The sequence below is a fragment of the Microcoleus sp. B4-C1 genome, assembly GCF_036705285.1.
GTDB lineage: Bacteria > Cyanobacteriota > Cyanobacteriia > Cyanobacteriales > Microcoleaceae > Microcoleus.
The window spans coordinates 39547-54699 of the sequence record NZ_JAUBUC010000016.1 but is presented as its reverse complement, the minus strand read 5'-3'; the positions used below and the strand labels follow the sequence as shown (position 1 = coordinate 54699).

Sequence of the window (15153 nt, the reverse complement as noted above, 5' to 3'; positions counted from 1 at the left end):
ACACCTCATAATTGTTGAATTATGTCACAGTTATTATATTAGTATACTATATCAATAGTCCGGACAGTTTTTATATGGCCCAATGGCTTATGCTCGCTTGACTTTGAGCCACTGTGGATAATTAAATCAATGTCAGCTCCACCCCTGACAGGCATTTAATTCGACTTTTTTATGCTTCTTGCCCCGCGTAAGCTTGTAGTCTCGTTCCAAAAACTGTCCGGAGTATTGCTATATTATACTTTAATAATTTGTAACACTTCAGCATTAGCACGCTCGCTATTAGGATTTACGCACTGTAATGGTGTGGCAAAGGTTTGGAATTGCTTCGGAAGCCTCGCAATGACAGAATTGCGTTAGTTGTGCTTAAGTTCTGACTATAAACACAGCGATCGCTTTTTTCGAGGGTCATGAGCTGTGATATTAAAACGCTGACTAAGTGATTTTTCTCATACGTTATTACTTTTTCTGACTATTTTTACTTTTTTTTACTGTATTTATCAAATCTTCATATAAAGTGCTGGCTTTTTATGACTTTTTCCCACTGTGGGGGCTGAGGTTATGAGGTTAAGCTGTGTTTAGAAACAGTTAAGAGCCTCCAGGAGGCACAGGTATGAAAATTAATAATTTTCGCACTTCTCTTGCAACATTTGTTCTTGGTTCAGCTACATTGGCTGTTGGTATGTTTTCATTTTCTCCACCAGCACAGGCTTGGTTTAAGGTCTGTAATAAATCAGGTTCAACAGCTACGGTAGCCTTTGCATATCCTGAAGGCGGGGGTTGGACTTCACACGGTTGGTACAGGCTCAAATCAGGTGAATGTGCTACAACCTATCATCCTTCGCTCAAAAACAGGTTTTATTATGTTTATGGTGTAAGTGAAAGTGGAGGACAGTGGGGTGGGAATCATCGTTTTTGTACCGTGGAATCTGAGTTTACAATGGCTAGTTCAGATCGACGCTGTGGATCTAATGGTGAGTGGAAGGGCTTTGAACAGGTAGACACAGGTAACGCCAAGAATTTTACATACACTCTCACTGAGTGACTCTAACAGAGTGAAATGTACAGAATATCTCAGTGAAAACTCCATTAATAGTGTGCGTTATTAACGCGCTACCTATCGATAGTGTTGATAGACAAATCTTGCCTACGTCCTCTCTAATTAATGTTCACTCCATTGCCAAAGTTCAAAGTCTCCTCAACAGATTACTCAGTGAAGGAAAAGAGATGTTTACTAATAATTTCCCAAAAGATTCTTACCGTATTCTTTCTTGTGACGGTGGTGTAATTCGCGGTATTTTAACGGCTGCTTTACTAGAAGAGCTAGAAAAACAGCTAAGAGCAAAGAACCCGGATCGGCAATTAAGAGATTACTTTGATATCATTGCAGGAACTTCGACAGGTAGTCTCTTAGCCTGTGGAATTGCCAACGGAATTTCAGCCAAGGAAATGAAGGAATTGTACCGGTACACTGGCCTCCAAATTTTCCCTCCACTAAAAGACACTTTGAGGAGTTTAATTTGGCGGTTACTGAATGAAGAGATAGATTTTAGTGAATTTGACACTTTTAACCTCTTGCATAGAGGTAAGGAAGATACCAAGAAATTTATGAGTCAACCCGTCTATGACGGCGAAGGTCTGGAGGACGTACTAAAGGATATATTTGGCTGTCAGCAACTTGGTGAGTTGCCAAAATTAGTGATCGTCCCAAGCTACGATGTTTATAATCACGATGCTGTAATCTTCAAAAACAACGCAGAAGAGTTTAAAACGATGCCAGTATGGGAAGTTTGTAGAGCCTCCTGCGCTGCGCCTGTTGCTTTTCCTGCTCACGTTACCCAGAATGAGGAATTTCTTAAATCTCTTAAAGAAAAGGCGAAAAAAGCAGGGGAAGAACCAAACATAAAAGTCCCTGATGACGGTATTCCGTTGATTGATGGCGGTATAGTTGCTAATAACCCTGTACTTTGTGCGATCGCAGAATGTCGGACACAATTTAAGACTCTTCCTTCTGTTGTGGCTTCTTTTGGTTCCGGTTGGACTTTGAATCGGATTACAGTTCGGGAAGCGAAAGGGTGGGGTGGCTTTAATTGGACAAGCTTGCTAAGAAATATCCCTCTGATGGATGTATTTTCTGATGGTTCAACTGATGCTACTGATTATATTGCCAAACAATTGCTTAAGGGAGAGAGTGAATATTTTCGCTTTCAACCACTTCTAAAAGAAAATGTTAGTGCTTTTAGTGCTGATCCCGATAATCTCGATTTATTGGTTGAGATAGCAGAAAGGTTCTTGGAAACTCAGGAATGCAAGGATGATATGACTAAGCTTGTTGAGTCTCTGACCTCATCAGATCGCTCCTTCTTAGGTTCTCTGGTGGCTGCGAGTGCCTAACTTGAGTGAGTCGTAGGGTACGCTAGTATTTCCCCACTATTGAGTTGACATTCAGTTTAAAGGCAATCGCGCACCCTACAGAAGTAACTCACGCACTGAAAAAACTTACTGGATAAAGATGTCCTGCAAATAAAAACCTTGATTTCTAATTTTTTAGGCAAGTGAATTAGGAAATTCAAAACTAGAGTTTGCATCCATACTCTTGTCACCTCTGTCATTATTTTATACACAGCTATTGCTTTGACTTATAAAACACTCCCCGCACAAAGTCAGACTTGCTGGGAAAGGTTTGATCCCGCAGCATCCCAAAAACTTTTCCGTGGAAAAGTTGGTTATCCCATTGGTAAAATATTGATTATAAATGAGACCAATCCAACTGTAACTGTTATATTATCTCACCCTGACAGTGACGGTCGCGCATTTGCTGTTTGGAATATCAAACCAGGTAGTCAAAATTTACGCTGGGATGGCAAGCCAATCAATATAGGTGCTAATTGGGGGATTAATATAGGGTCATCTTCTTGTATTGGTCCTGTTGGAAAAGCTGCTAAGACAGCACATGAGGTTGTGGGACATGACGAAATGTACTATTACATTAGGGCAAACTAGAATGACAACTTCTGATACAAAAACGAGTCGGTTGGATAACAATGACTTTCTGTTTCCAGCTAGGTATATCGGCGGCTATACCTGGCTGGATGAATATGACTTAAATACAGATGCAATCGGGCAAGGAATCACACTTGCTCTTGACGCTACAGATCAAAGCAAATTTGACACATTCTTAGAAATTATAGATGCCAATACGGGTAAGGTTCTTGCTGATAATGACGATGAGGGTGGTATTAGTACAAACTCATTGATTGCGCCTGGTCAGCCTTCCCAAAGTGGTGATATATTTGACATTTCAACAATTCCTGATTCTTTGACAATTGACGGCACTACCAAGTACAAAGTGCGCGTCTTTAGCGTAGATTCTGTTACCGACCTATTGTCTACTTATCCCTACACTTTACAGGCCAGCGTTCCTAATGGTAATGTCAGTTTAGTTCCAAGAGGTAGCAACTTTAGCAGCCCTCTAACGGGCAGTACCGTTGCATTAACTGGTAAATTGGATGTCAACAAAGACTTTACTTTTCCAGGTATAGGTGGTAACACACTTGCTGATGAATTTCTCGTAAGTACATCACTCGACAACGAACCGCTCAAAATTTCCCTTAGCAGTACAACAATAGGCTTTGACCCTTTCGTAGCAGTCATCAGCCCTAAGAATCCCGAAATTTTTGTCTCAGATAATAACAGCGGCGGCGGTTTGAACTCACAGCTTACTGTTCCGCGCGCAGGTATTGATTACAGAATCCGCGTCAGCAGTAACACTACATTTCCCAATTCCACAGCTTCTGCTGCTGATTACAGTTTACAGGTCAGTGTTGCTCAAGGTAGCGTCACATTAACCCCTCGGAGTGGCGAAACTCTGCAACTAGGGCGCAGTGGTGGAAAAGTACCCGACGGTTCTACATTGCCAGATATTTCTAATGGGGGAACATCGCCACAGATTTTCGGTACACCTGTAGATATCGCAACACCAACAATTAATGCCCCCGGCCCAGGTAATCCTACAGGGCAATCAGCAAACACTGTTACGGGCCTGTTTTACAACCTCTCAGACAGTAAGGATGATATTTTGCTGTTCTCACTGCCCTCGACTGCTACTGGCAAACAAATCTTAGCCCTATCTGGCAGCGATAAAATTATCGGCACCAGCGGCGCTGATACAGTTAACGGAATGCAAGGAGCCGATACAATTGACGGAGGTGCGGGTAATGACAGTTTATCCGGCGGTAAAGAGTCAGATTCCCTTGAAGGTGGTGCTGGCAACGACCAAATATTAGGCAACAATGACAACGATACTCTTACCGGAGGAGAAGGCAATGATACTATCCGGGGCGGTAAAGAGAAAGATAGCCTGACTGGTGGTGGTGGCGATGACTTTCTCTATGGCGATCGCCATCAAGATTTTCTCACCGGTGGCGATGGAAACGATACATTTGTCTTAGCTGGGGGACAGATAGCAGCGCTCAGTTTAACAGATGCAGATGTGATTACAGACTTCAAGACTGGGGACAAAATTGGTCTAACCGACGGGAGTACATTTGGCGGCCTATCCTTTGAAGATGTCAGTTTGACGCTGAATGGACAATCTGCTGTCAATTCTACAGCAATTAAATTCGGCTCCAGTTATTTGGGTATCGTTCAAGGGGTGGCGAAAAGCACTTTGACGACAAATGCTTTTGTGATTCTGTAGCATGGGCTTTGTCCACTCTATTTGAGTGAAATTAATCGCGATCGCCTTTGAGTTTGAGATGAGGCGATCGCACTTGTATTCTTCCTGTGCGAGGGGCGATCGCACTCATCACCGTGTGCCAGTTGCGTCCATGACCACGAATTTCAAAGGTGGTACCCGCCACGTGATTTATCCGTGGGATCAATCCAAAATCTAAAATCTAAAATCCTCAAGCCCCCGAATTGATCTCGCGCAAGTCAATCCAAAATCTAAAATCTAAAATCTAAAATCGAATGACTGTCCTCATCTTCCCCACCCCCCCATCTTTTCCATCCCATCATCCTCTTCTGCTCCTCAGCACCTATACTTAAAATTGGGATCTTACAGTTAATTTTTTTAAACCGAATGTTCAGCATTGACATCATTGTGAAAAATACGCCCGTCTCGCTGTCGGTGCAGCGGAAGTTGGAGGAAGACGCTGAGACTGTTTACCAGCAGGTACTGGCGGCGATTCGCAACTCCCAACCGCAAATTTTGGAACTCACCTGCGAGAAAAATCCTGAGAAAAAGGTGGCTGTACTCAGCAGCGAGATTTCTGGGGTGGTGGTTTCTCAGAAATCGGGGGCGTCATCTACAGGCCGATCCCCTGGTTTTGTCTCGATGACAGCAGAATGAGGGCTGGGGGTGTTGGTGCCGATATGAGCCAATCAGCCGTTGCTGTGCGGGATTTGGGTTTTTGCTGGCCGTCGGGCGATCGAGTGTTGCAAGGTTGCTCTCTGGATGTACCCAAGGGCGAGTTTTGGATGCTTTTGGGCACTAACGGCAGCGGCAAGTCTACGCTGTTGAGGCTGATGGCTGGGCTGCTGCACCCCCAGTCGGGGGAAATTGACCTGAGTGGGCGAGTGGGTTTTGTGTTCCAAAATCCGGATCACCAATTGGTGATGCCGACGGTGGGTGCGGATGTGGCTTTTGGTTTGGTGGAGGAAAAGCTTTCTAACGTTCAGGTGCGGGAGAGGGTGGCGGAGGCTTTGGAGGCTGTGAATTTGCTGGATTTGCAGCGGCGACCGATTTATGCTTTGAGTGGGGGCCAGAAGCAGCGAATTGCTCTTGCTGGGGCGATCGCCCGTCACTGCGAAATTCTGCTGTTGGACGAACCGACGGCTTTGTTAGATCCTGATTCTCAGTTGGATTTGGTGGCGGCGGTGCAGCGGTTGGTGAAAAATCGCGGGATTACGGCTTTGTGGGTGACTCACCGTTTGGATGAGTTGAATTATTGTGATGGGGCTTTTTTGTTGGAAAAGGGCGAAGTGGTCGATCGGGGAGATCCGGCGCGTTTGAAGCAGCGGTTGATGCAAAGTCAAGATGTTTAGCTGTTAAGTAGCGGACGTAAAATAGCTGTAGAAGTCAAAGAGTCGCTAGGAGCAAAAAAATGACCGTTGAAGAAGCCATCATCGATAAGGTGCGGGTGTTGCCACCTGAAAAGCAACAAGAGGTGTTAGCGTTCATCGAGTTTTTGGATTCGGATGAGTGGGAGCATATCTATAAAGGGCGGTTTAAGGAACTCCAGCAAGAAGTGCAGATCGGAATTGATGCGGCGGATCGAGGAGATGTCATCGATGCTGACGTGATGTTTCAAAGGTTGCGGGACAAACTACGGCAGCAGCAAGCTCAGGTAGGTCAATGAGCCATGTTTGCAGGTTCACAGTTCCCGCCAGTCGAGATATCGAAGCCATCATTGACTATGTGGCTGATAACAGCAGCTTTGATGCTGCGGAACGGTTGCTCAATAGAATTAACGATCAGTGCAAGAGGTTGGCAAGCTTTCCCAATATGGGACGGAAGCGGGATGAGCTGGCTCCCAAGGTGCGAAGTTTCCCGATCGATGATTACCTAATTTTCTATCGTGCTATTGAGGAAGGTATTGAAGTTTTGCGAGTCGTCAGCGGTTATCGGGATTTACGGGTTCTATTCTCACAATCGGATGAGGATCGATCGTGTGAGTGAGTAGCCATGAAGCATTGGAAGGTGAAGAGCTTCAAGATAAGGTAGCAGCGTGCCAGCTTGATACCAAATTAATCTCGCAATCCTCGATCGCGCAACCAAGCATCTGCCCAAATTGTATCGGCCTCTGACAGTGCTGGTATGAGTTCCCAGTTGCGATAATCTATCTTGAGGTCGTAACTTGCTATGTCGTAAATTTGAGTGAATAATTCCTGCAAATTGATTATAGGTTCGGTATCGCCCGATCGCAGTGGTAAAGGAAAAGCCGGGAGCGGGTTCTGCACGTTAAAAGCGTACAAATCTGCTCTGGGACGGCGATTTCCCCGACACACCAAAACACTATAGTGGCTTTCAATGTCATTGCCAATAACTGGCATTTTTTGACCGCGCCGCAATAAATCTATTTCAATTAAATGAGTGCGACTGGATAAAATTTCTTCTCGCTTTTCTTCGTACATTTGTCGTCCTTTTCCTGTGCGCTTATTGCTAGGCGAGAGGATTTCAATCAGGGTGATTAGTTCTTGGTTTCCTCTTTCTCTAATTTCTAAATAGCCTTCCCGAACCTGGTAGGGCATCGGAATATTTACTGTCAATGGTTGTGTTGGTGGCGCTGCAACGGCTACGTTTGATGTGATTAATTCGGTTGTAGTTCTTGGCTGAATTACGTTTACATCAGGAATGCCAATTGATAAATTGTCGTCAGCGGTTTCATAGATTCTCACTTCCAACGAGACTAAATACTTAGGACGCAGTTGGGGAGACAAAAACCTAAAAATTTCACTAATTAACAAGTGATGTAGGGCAGGCCAGAGTTCAGGATGCTCTAAATACGGGTCCATACCGGGAAAGGGAGATGGCATTGATGTGACTCCTTGACTCAAATCTATTTCTAGTTTAGTTGAATATTTGTGGAACAGGCATCTTGCCTGTTTCTTGGGCGGGCTCTCCGGCCCACCCCACAACATATTTTAATGTTGGTGGAACCGGCATCTTACCTGTTGTTCACACTTTTCAACGCTTAAACTTCGATCGACAATTGCGTCGGAATTGGAACGCTGTTTTCACTCTAGCAATTCTAGATTTTAGATAGCGGCAAAAGACTAAACGCTACCAAGATATACTTTGGTGTCCTACCGGACGGGTGGCGGAATTTTTGCAGGGGCCGGATTGTATATTTAGCACTCCGATAGAAATCTCGCGGCCCCTGACAAAAATCCCGCTAGAAATTAGATTTTAGATTTTAGATTTTGGAGCGAACAAGCTCAGCAACCAGTTCCTTAAAAAGTAATTTAACTGCTTTAGCCGCCACACGCGATCGCACTAACCGCACCGGGCGACCACTCAACTTTTCAGCATCCAGGATTGCGCCAAGCTGATCGCCAATATCATTGTGAAGCCGAGCACGAGCCGGTTCAATTCGGGTAAAAATCCACTGCCAGAGCGCGCGCCGGCATAAATCACTACCACCAACAACTTTTGATTTATGCAAATCACCGCTAGATTCTTGAGACGGAGCATACCCCAAAGCCTTACAAAATCGTCGAAGTGACAAATGTCGCTTGGTAGGTTTGCCAGAATTACGACCTTTACGAATCTTCACATCTGGTTTGCCATCAAGAAGATAATTTTCAAATGGATATATTTGCGACAATAAAAGGGCCTCGACACGGCGACCAAACCCAAAACGGGCAAAAACTTTACGGTACGGCAAAAACTGCGGCTCTCCAACTAATTTGGAAAGTTCAAATTCTAAAACCATCTCTTCTCTCTGAATATCACAGATGCGCGCAGCGTGCCGCCGAAGTTCGTCAGTTATGCCAGAACCGATCGACTTTTCCAGCATCAAATCATATTTAACAGAGTGACGCTGACCGCAAAGCCAACCCCACAACAAAGGAACTTTTTCACCCAGTCGCACCGATCGCACCAAAGCAACTTCTGGAAATTGCCACGCTAAATCCTGGCGAGCGCGGTTAATGATAGGTGACTGAACGCGGTTGAGATGGGAAAGTCGCAACACCAGCCGGCGAATTTCGACAATGGTTTGCGATCGCACTTGCACAAACCGACGGGAAACTTCAAGAAAATCCCAGCCGTAAATTGCCAGGGCCAGAGCATCAGCATCATCATCTTTATCAGGCAGTCCGAGGTGGTGCTCGCGAAACGAACGAAGTTCCTTATGACCGACGAGGCGAACTTCTACACCGGCGCGGGCAAGCTGAGTTCCCCACAACCGACTGTAATTCACCCCCGTCGGCTCCATCACTGCGATCGTATTATCCGTATCACCACCAATTAATGCTAACAGTCCAGCAATTCCAAAAGCTGTAGCATCAAACTTGTGAAAGTCACAATCATAATAAAATTGTCGAGGTTCAGTTGGTTTCTGCAATAAAAGGCAAGCAGAAACTGAGGCCTTGCTGATGTCAAGTCCGATAATTTGCATTCAATTTTTACAGGTGATAGTTTCCAAATCCCCATAGCAAAGCTTATGAATCACCCAAAGGCAAGAAGCCTAATTCACTCTTAAAGCTATAAATTGCAGGGGAAGATTGCAATCAATCAACAAGTAACCAAGCTTATGAAAACAGAAAAGCCATTACAGCTTGTTTCATCTATAAAGCCCTAAGTTACAAATCAATTGATTGACGGATGATTTGGACTCAATCCGCTACCCCTCCCATTTTTAAGGGGGAGTTTCGGCCGCTGAGTTAGGCAGCCATCATCAGGCGATTTAAAAACAACATCCAAATCTGACAAAATTGCTTGTTGGTGTGACGTATATTCAACATCAACAGTCTGTTCATCCAATGGCACAGTGGAAAAGTCTTCCTCTTCGTCATTAGATAAATCATCTTCAGGAACAGATTCACCACCAATCAAATACTCAAGATACTCTGATACCGACATTCCAGCAGCAACAGCTTTTTCTTGCAAAAGCTTGTAAGCTTTGCCCTTAATACGAACTTGCTTGGCTCTATCTTCAGGATTTTCATCCAAGACTTCTTGGATTTTAGCCACTGTTATGAGTTGGGGAGGGAAACCATCGATAACAGTCTGCCATTTATCTTGGAGCTCAGAGTCTCCGTACTCATCAACTTTTGCAAATTTGAGTAATGGCAAAGCTTGAGATACCGAAGTGGGCAAAACTTTGAATTTCGCTTTGATGAGTCGCAGGCAAATTTGGGCAGCTTGGATAATCTTTTTACAGTAAAAATGCGATCGCCCTAAAGCAAGTTTGCAGTATTCGGCGAAGTCGTGGTACTGCCGTTTATATAAGCGGTAGCGACACACGGCATGTAGCATGATTCCTTGGCGCACGTAGTCAAGGAAGCTGCGTTTGATTCTCTGGGTGAGTACGGCAATATCGTTGTGCGGTACTTGGTCAGAAATTTCGGATTCAAAGTCTAGAAGCGGTTGGAATTCTGTTTCTGAAGGTTCCCAATAAATATCGTTGAAATCAGCAGTAATTTCCATAATATTGCTTATCTCTCCCTGTATTCTTTTAAATTTTGGGAAATTTGGTGAACTATTTCAGCTTCCTGGTAGACAGATGTCTCTGAAAAAATCGTGTCGGTCACGACTAGGACTTCTGCTAATACCTCTTCCTCGCTCCACCCAGGCGCATTGGCTAAAAATTGAATAGCAGTCCTTGCTTTTAGTGCTTCAAATGCTATAGCAGATTTGTCTGGTTGAGGCAAATTATTTAAACTGATTACTCTCTGTGAATCAGTTTCATCCCCAGTAACATCGCAGTCAGCAATGATACAAATAGATTCTAATTTGATTTCACAAATACCTGCCTGAGTATAGAGAGTTTGAGCAAATGCTGAAAGTGCGCGGTAATGCCCTGGATTGCTCGAAATAAAGTTCGATATCGAAAGGTCAATCTCTGCCATCTGCTGCTTTATAGCATCGTCAAGCGGAGGAACTTCTGAATGTCTAAATGTGTAAATGTTTGAACATTCCATAATTAGAACTCCCTCGAATCATCGTCATCGTCATCATCATACTCAGAAGAATTAAAAGGGATAGGGTCAACTTCAGCCTCCACAGCAACACCAGAATCTATAAGTTTATCAGCAATAAACAAAGAATATGAATCAGGGTCAATACCCAGTCGCTGAAGGAAAATTTGAAGTCGCTGCAATTGATTTGTAGCAATTTCTATTTTCTTGTTGAGATGCTGAAGAGTACGCTCTTTGTTAGAAATTTGTTTCTCCAAACCAGAAAGATTAAGTAAAAGAGTATTCTCTGCACCTGACTGTTGCAACAGTTCATCGACTTGGACTCTTAAAAAAGAATAAGCTTCAGAAAAAGTTTCTGCATCAGCAGCAATTTCAATATTAGATTTACGGTCAAATTGACCCCATTCATCGCGCTTGTAAACCGGAACGATAATTTTAACGTTAATCATTGCAGTAATTAGTAGTTGGTAATTGGTAGTTGGTACGGAAGAAGCGATCGCCCTTTATCCTCCAAAAAGCGATCGCACAAAGGAGCAAGATAGCAAGGTAGATGGAAACAAAAATCAAAATACAGCATCACCTCCCGGAGGCGATCGCCCTGAATGACCACTACTGGCAGAAGCCATATCATCAAATTGCCCGATCGCCCTTGGTGGAAATTTCGGCGGTTTAGGCCCCAGCAGTTTAGCAAAAATCCCTGTGTCGGGCGGTTCGTCACTGTCAGTTTGTCGCGCAGCGCAATCGCACCAAGCGTCAAATGTGGGAATGGAAAAGTTGCAAGTGCTGGAACTTTCGGGAGTCGGTGAATGTTCCAGCACTTCGGACGGTTCCGGCTCATACCAAGCATCGGGACACGGTGCCCACTCGCACATTGAGTCTAGGGAAATTTCTAGCGGTTCCGGGTGTTGGGCATCCCAAAGTGCGATCGCCTCTCGGAACGCATCGAGGGATTCAAAATCGTCCGGGTCTGGCGGCTCATCCTCTGTTTCCGGTTCAAATAAATTTAGTTGCCCGGTGGTGGCTTCTGCTTTATAGCGAACCTCGCCGAAATAGGGCGGGTAGGTTGCGAGAAATCTAGGGGAAAAAGTCACCGGGGGACCATAAAAGCCGATCGCACTTTGGCTCAATTCCGGCTCAATCCGTCCTTTCCCGTCGCCACGGTTGGGAGGTTGTTCGTCATTAAAGCTTGCGAAATAATTCTCAATTTCTGCCACGTGAGTCTGTTGGAATTCCGCCGGATCGAAATTGACACCGGGGGAAGTTTCGATCGCCTCGTGAAGCGGAAAAATCTTTCCGGTATTCAAGTCGATCAGCTCGTGAAGCGGAAAAATCTTTCCGGTATTCAAGTCGATCGGCTCCTGGACTGGATCGATTTGTGCGCCAGGGGAAGTTTCAGTCAGTGCCAATTCAATCAAATTCTGAAAATGAGCAATACCAGGCAAAACTTTAGCTGCTAACTGAGCACCGGGAGAGTTCTCGATCGGCTCAGTCGGAGTGGTTTTAAGACGAAAAACACTGGGATAGCAATGACGTTCAACCAAGTCGAGAGCTTGTTCAATAGCTTCTGAAGTAAACCTGTTGCGACCGCCAAGACAGTAGGTGCGTAGAATCGGATTACACGCCGCATCAATCGATATATCCATAATTTGAGCTTGAGCGGCAATCGCCAATTCCCAAGTCCGCTTTTTGCGAGAATCACCCGACAGGACAACATTAAGTTGACGGGCGATCGCCTTGAGCTCACCAAAGGTCTTGTGTTCTAGCTGTGTAGCATCAATTTCGACACCAGGGGAAGTTTTGGCCGCTGGTGCCATCGGCTCCTGAACTGAATCAGTTTCGACAGCGGGGAAAGTTATCAACGCCAGGAGCGGAAGCTCAACGCCAACAATCGCATCAATCCAAGCTTGGCGGCACCGCCGATCGCCTGTCGGGACAACATTGAGCTCGCGGGCGATCGCTTTGAGCTCACCAAAAGTCTTGTGTTCTAGCTGTGTAGCAGTGTAGGTGTACATAGTTTGAGAGAAAGGGCTTGGATAACAAGCCCCGCGCCAAAGTTACAGGGTATGCAAATTGCATCTGTATCTATTATATGCCAGTATAAAGACATATGTCAATATACTGGCAGAAACTATTTAACAAACAAGCTAAACCTTACTCAGTAGGCGAATCTTCAGGAACCCAATAGAGAAATTCCCCTGGTTGCAAACGAAAAGTTTTACAAATTATCTCCAAGGTCTTTTCATTAGGAACCCAATTTGGATCGTTAATTTTGTCCGAAGTACCACGACCCAGACCAGTTAGCTTGCCAAACCTATAAGGAGTCAACCTAGATATTTGCAGTCTTTTCTCTAAAACTGGCTTCAGACAATTTCTCACCGGCATTACTGTGAAATCTCCTTTTATTATATGCCAGCGTATTGACATATGGCAATATGAAGGCACATAATAAATTAGTAAAAAACAACTATCAGGCCTTGAATTCGAGCCTCTAGGTCTGATTGCTGTCTCATTTTCTCAAACAAGCGAACAAATCCTTGTGATTAATCCCCCGCACCACCGGGTTCTCTGAAACTGTTAGCCGCCGAGTGGGACAACGGCAGGTTTTCCTTAACTCAGACTACAAATGCAGAAATATAAAAAACTCTGTAACTATGACTAGAACTAGATTTGACTGATACGCCCAGGAATCTGTAATCAGTAGCAATCCAAAAAGAGCTGGCGACACCTGCCAGAAAACCTGCGTGGGCTCCAAAATCGGAGGAGCTGCCGGCATCAAACAACGCACCAGTAATGGGGAAAGAGTGGAACCCCTACCAAAGCTAAGGACTGACCTGGCCTTCTCAAAAAAGTAGTAGGGTCTGCAACAAAGTGGTGAATCACAGCCGGGAGAGACCGGCACTTATTTACTTACTGCATTGCCAGAAATGAACTACTGCAACAGCAAAGAAGAAGACATCAAAGCATTTGCCGCCGAACTAAAAAAAATCAAAGAATCGCAGTCTGTAGGAGTCAGACTGCCTGAAATCGCAGTATTTGCGATGATTACACACATCCAACTGGCAAGCAGACACCCAAACGCTACCAGTGAATTTACAGAAATCGCAATTTGTACGGCAGTACAACTGCAAGAAATCTTCAAAAACTATCCAGTGACTTACAAAATCCTAGAAATGGGATGGAACCCCGAATACGATCGCCCAATAAACCATGAACAGTAGCCAGCTTTCACTGTTTGACACAAACGCCGCGACCGGGAGCGAGTACAAAGCGGGTGACTGGGTGAAATTGCGACGGAAACCAGCAGTAGCAGCATGGGTTAAACGCGGCGAAGTTTTCCGAATCCATCAAGTACACCCAATCAACGGCAGTCTGAAATTCTGGAATCCCCACATTAATCAGTGGGATTTTTTATATCCAGAGGAAATTAAGTTAACTGTCGAGCCTGTTGTAGGGGAAATCTCCCCCGCAGTGCAACCAATAGTCGAGTCTGTTGTAGGGGAACTTGGAATCACGCCATCAATAGTCGAGCCTGTTGTAGGGGAACTTTCCCCCGCAGCGCAATCAATAGTCGAGCCTGTTGTAGGGAAACCTAAAAATTACTACAACTCCGACGAGGGATACAGCGGCAACGGCTGGCTCGAAAGCCACTACAAAATCCGCCGCAATGGAAAGCAGCATTCAATCAACTGCCCTGAAATCGGATGCACCGGCCCCTATAGCAGTTACCGCTGGATGGACGGAAAGCGACAACGAGCAAAATACTGTCCGGCAAGCAAATGTCCGGCAGTCCGCAAAGCTCTAAGGAGCGGAGAACCAATTAGTAAAATCTTAGAAATCATCAACCAATGAAAATCTCGGAACTGCAAAATCGCTACGGTCTAGGAAGCAAACAATCTGTGTACGATCGCATGAAGGCGCTGCAAATCAATCCAGTCAGTCGCGGTGAAATATCCAGTCAAGCACTGGACGAACTGGACAAACTGGACAAATTCATGAAAAGCAACCCAGGAGCCAAAATCTGGGAGTTTCCAAGGAATGTAGAATCTTTGTCTAGTAGACAACTAGACAATTCGATTGGACAACTAGACAAGTCAACTGGACAACTAGACAACTTCAACGAAACACTGCAATTAGTCGAAGCGATCGCCCGGCATTTCGCCGCCAAACAAGACCCACTGGCAAAGTACAAAGCGTTGGAATATGCCGCCAATCACATCATATTCCTGCCAAGCTCGAAAATCAAAGAGCTGACAGGGACGAAACCTAACAAAAGTCAGTTTCAACGAGGAACTTTTGTTTTTACGAAAATAAACATCAAAATCGGACGAGAAGCAGCTTGGAGAGTTCAAATGATAGCTAGCGCATTCAGACCTGGAATGGAACTGCGAAAGGACAACCAATGACCACTGGGTTAATTTTAAAACGTCAAACCCATCATCATAGCTATCCCTACAACAAGCTCTACAGTAGCAGCTAGTAGCGGCGCTGGTAAAACTTCAGAGCGCAAGC

20 protein-coding genes are annotated in these 15153 nt (G+C 44.9%); 13 read left to right on the top strand and 7 right to left on the bottom strand.

What is annotated here, in order from left to right; translation table 11 throughout:
* Positions 1–610: 610 nt before the first annotated feature.
* From QUB26_RS09240 to QUB26_RS09225, 4 genes are all read left to right on the top strand, one after another.
* Positions 611–1042: a DUF1036 domain-containing protein gene (locus tag QUB26_RS09240; RefSeq protein ID WP_333244793.1), complete on the top strand. Its 432-nt coding sequence runs from the start codon at positions 611–613 to the stop codon at positions 1040–1042.
* 32 nt (positions 1043–1074) lie between these two features.
* Entirely contained in the window at positions 1075–2391 is a 1317-nt protein-coding gene (locus tag QUB26_RS09235) for a patatin-like phospholipase family protein (protein WP_333244790.1), read from the top strand.
* Between the two features lie 240 nt (positions 2392–2631).
* On the top strand, positions 2632–3000 hold the full coding sequence (locus QUB26_RS09230; RefSeq protein WP_333244788.1) for a hypothetical protein: 369 nt from the start codon (positions 2632–2634) through the stop codon (positions 2998–3000).
* A 1-nt stretch (position 3001) separates the two neighbouring features.
* The gene (locus QUB26_RS09225) at positions 3002–4696 is read left to right on the top strand and encodes a calcium-binding protein (protein ID WP_333317639.1); all 1695 of its coding nucleotides are present in this window, start codon (positions 3002–3004) and stop codon (positions 4694–4696) included.
* Between the two features lie 31 nt (positions 4697–4727).
* Here QUB26_RS09225 and QUB26_RS09220 read toward each other — a convergent pair whose 3' ends face one another.
* Positions 4728–4859, bottom strand: a complete 132-nt coding sequence (locus QUB26_RS09220; RefSeq protein WP_333244782.1) for a hypothetical protein — start codon at positions 4857–4859, stop codon at positions 4728–4730.
* 221 nt (positions 4860–5080) lie between these two features.
* On the opposite strand from QUB26_RS09220, the gene QUB26_RS09215 reads away from it, so the two are divergent.
* The 4 genes from QUB26_RS09215 to QUB26_RS09200 are packed head-to-tail and all read left to right on the top strand — an operon-like array spanning position 5081 to position 6679.
* On the top strand, positions 5081–5350 hold the full coding sequence (locus QUB26_RS09215) for a hypothetical protein (protein WP_190663726.1): 270 nt from the start codon (positions 5081–5083) through the stop codon (positions 5348–5350).
* A 23-nt stretch (positions 5351–5373) separates the two neighbouring features.
* The gene (locus tag QUB26_RS09210) at positions 5374–6045 is read left to right on the top strand and encodes an ABC transporter ATP-binding protein (RefSeq protein WP_333244779.1); all 672 of its coding nucleotides are present in this window, start codon (positions 5374–5376) and stop codon (positions 6043–6045) included.
* 59 nt (positions 6046–6104) lie between these two features.
* A complete protein-coding gene (locus QUB26_RS09205) occupies positions 6105–6359 on the top strand; it encodes a hypothetical protein (protein WP_333125018.1) in 255 nt (84 codons plus the stop codon).
* Entirely contained in the window at positions 6356–6679 is a 324-nt protein-coding gene (locus QUB26_RS09200; protein ID WP_333244776.1) for a type II toxin-antitoxin system RelE/ParE family toxin, read from the top strand. Before QUB26_RS09205 ends, QUB26_RS09200 begins: the two co-directional genes overlap by 4 nt.
* Positions 6680–6747: 68 nt before the next feature.
* On the opposite strand, the gene QUB26_RS09195 is transcribed toward QUB26_RS09200, so the two are convergent.
* Positions 6748–7536: a DUF4058 family protein gene (locus tag QUB26_RS09195; RefSeq protein ID WP_333244773.1), complete on the bottom strand. Its 789-nt coding sequence runs from the start codon at positions 7534–7536 to the stop codon at positions 6748–6750.
* 62 nt (positions 7537–7598) lie between these two features.
* On the opposite strand from QUB26_RS09195, the gene QUB26_RS09190 reads away from it, so the two are divergent.
* Positions 7599–7766 carry a hypothetical protein gene (locus QUB26_RS09190; RefSeq protein ID WP_333317637.1) on the top strand — a complete coding sequence of 56 codons (168 nt, stop codon included), beginning with the start codon at positions 7599–7601 and terminating at the stop codon, positions 7764–7766.
* 150 nt (positions 7767–7916) lie between these two features.
* On the opposite strand, the gene QUB26_RS09185 is transcribed toward QUB26_RS09190, so the two are convergent.
* The 4 genes from QUB26_RS09185 to QUB26_RS09170 form a co-directional block, all read right to left on the bottom strand.
* Positions 7917–9122: an IS110 family transposase gene (locus tag QUB26_RS09185; protein WP_333317635.1), complete on the bottom strand. Its 1206-nt coding sequence runs from the start codon at positions 9120–9122 to the stop codon at positions 7917–7919.
* Between the two features lie 191 nt (positions 9123–9313).
* Positions 9314–10153, bottom strand: coding sequence for a hypothetical protein (locus tag QUB26_RS09180; RefSeq protein WP_333317633.1), 840 nt, complete (start codon positions 10151–10153; stop codon positions 9314–9316).
* Between the two features lie 8 nt (positions 10154–10161).
* Positions 10162–10647 (bottom strand): hypothetical protein, encoded by a 486-nt coding sequence (locus QUB26_RS09175; protein ID WP_333317631.1) that lies wholly within the window; start codon positions 10645–10647, stop codon positions 10162–10164.
* A gap of 2 nt (positions 10648–10649) precedes the next feature.
* Positions 10650–11093, bottom strand: coding sequence for a hypothetical protein (locus QUB26_RS09170; RefSeq protein ID WP_333317630.1), 444 nt, complete (start codon positions 11091–11093; stop codon positions 10650–10652).
* A gap of 22 nt (positions 11094–11115) precedes the next feature.
* Here QUB26_RS09170 and QUB26_RS09165 point away from each other — a divergent pair, with 22 nt between their 5' ends.
* The gene (locus QUB26_RS09165) at positions 11116–11250 is read left to right on the top strand and encodes a hypothetical protein (protein WP_333317628.1); all 135 of its coding nucleotides are present in this window, start codon (positions 11116–11118) and stop codon (positions 11248–11250) included.
* Here the strand turns inward: QUB26_RS09165 and QUB26_RS09160 are convergent.
* A complete protein-coding gene (locus tag QUB26_RS09160) occupies positions 11208–12656 on the bottom strand; it encodes a hypothetical protein (RefSeq protein ID WP_333317626.1) in 1449 nt (482 codons plus the stop codon). The two genes, QUB26_RS09165 and QUB26_RS09160, sit on opposite strands and share 43 nt — an antisense overlap.
* Positions 12657–13568: 912 nt before the next feature.
* Here QUB26_RS09160 and QUB26_RS09155 point away from each other — a divergent pair.
* From QUB26_RS09155 to QUB26_RS09145, 3 genes are read left to right on the top strand one after another with little or no spacing between them, the layout of a single operon-like run.
* On the top strand, positions 13569–13862 hold the full coding sequence (locus QUB26_RS09155; protein WP_333317624.1) for a hypothetical protein: 294 nt from the start codon (positions 13569–13571) through the stop codon (positions 13860–13862).
* The gene (locus QUB26_RS09150) at positions 13852–14493 is read left to right on the top strand and encodes a hypothetical protein (RefSeq protein WP_333317623.1); all 642 of its coding nucleotides are present in this window, start codon (positions 13852–13854) and stop codon (positions 14491–14493) included. Before QUB26_RS09155 ends, QUB26_RS09150 begins: the two co-directional genes overlap by 11 nt.
* On the top strand, positions 14490–15047 hold the full coding sequence (locus QUB26_RS09145) for a hypothetical protein (RefSeq protein WP_333317620.1): 558 nt from the start codon (positions 14490–14492) through the stop codon (positions 15045–15047). Before QUB26_RS09150 ends, QUB26_RS09145 begins: the two co-directional genes overlap by 4 nt.
* Positions 15048–15153: the final 106 nt, after the last annotated feature.

What these genes read in the sequence shown, in the direction of transcription:
- QUB26_RS09225 (WP_333317639.1), top strand. Translation starts at nt 3,002, where the DNA reads ATGACAACTTCTGATACAAAAACGAGTCGGTTGGATAACAATGACTTT.
- QUB26_RS09155 (WP_333317624.1), top strand. Translation starts at nt 13,569, where the DNA reads ATGAACTACTGCAACAGCAAAGAAGAAGACATCAAAGCATTTGCCGCC.
- QUB26_RS09185 (WP_333317635.1), bottom strand. Translation starts at nt 9,122, where the DNA reads ATGCAAATTATCGGACTTGACATCAGCAAGGCCTCAGTTTCTGCTTGC.
- QUB26_RS09200 (WP_333244776.1), top strand. Translation starts at nt 6,356, where the DNA reads ATGAGCCATGTTTGCAGGTTCACAGTTCCCGCCAGTCGAGATATCGAA.
- QUB26_RS09240 (WP_333244793.1), top strand. Translation starts at nt 611, where the DNA reads ATGAAAATTAATAATTTTCGCACTTCTCTTGCAACATTTGTTCTTGGT.
- QUB26_RS09180 (WP_333317633.1), bottom strand. Translation starts at nt 10,153, where the DNA reads ATGGAAATTACTGCTGATTTCAACGATATTTATTGGGAACCTTCAGAA.
- QUB26_RS09160 (WP_333317626.1), bottom strand. Translation starts at nt 12,656, where the DNA reads ATGTACACCTACACTGCTACACAGCTAGAACACAAGACTTTTGGTGAG.
- QUB26_RS09150 (WP_333317623.1), top strand. Translation starts at nt 13,852, where the DNA reads ATGAACAGTAGCCAGCTTTCACTGTTTGACACAAACGCCGCGACCGGG.
- QUB26_RS09205 (WP_333125018.1), top strand. Translation starts at nt 6,105, where the DNA reads ATGACCGTTGAAGAAGCCATCATCGATAAGGTGCGGGTGTTGCCACCT.
- QUB26_RS09145 (WP_333317620.1), top strand. Translation starts at nt 14,490, where the DNA reads ATGAAAATCTCGGAACTGCAAAATCGCTACGGTCTAGGAAGCAAACAA.
- QUB26_RS09170 (WP_333317630.1), bottom strand. Translation starts at nt 11,093, where the DNA reads ATGATTAACGTTAAAATTATCGTTCCGGTTTACAAGCGCGATGAATGG.
- QUB26_RS09215 (WP_190663726.1), top strand. Translation starts at nt 5,081, where the DNA reads ATGTTCAGCATTGACATCATTGTGAAAAATACGCCCGTCTCGCTGTCG.
- QUB26_RS09195 (WP_333244773.1), bottom strand. Translation starts at nt 7,536, where the DNA reads ATGCCATCTCCCTTTCCCGGTATGGACCCGTATTTAGAGCATCCTGAA.
- QUB26_RS09175 (WP_333317631.1), bottom strand. Translation starts at nt 10,647, where the DNA reads ATGGAATGTTCAAACATTTACACATTTAGACATTCAGAAGTTCCTCCG.
- QUB26_RS09210 (WP_333244779.1), top strand. Translation starts at nt 5,374, where the DNA reads ATGAGCCAATCAGCCGTTGCTGTGCGGGATTTGGGTTTTTGCTGGCCG.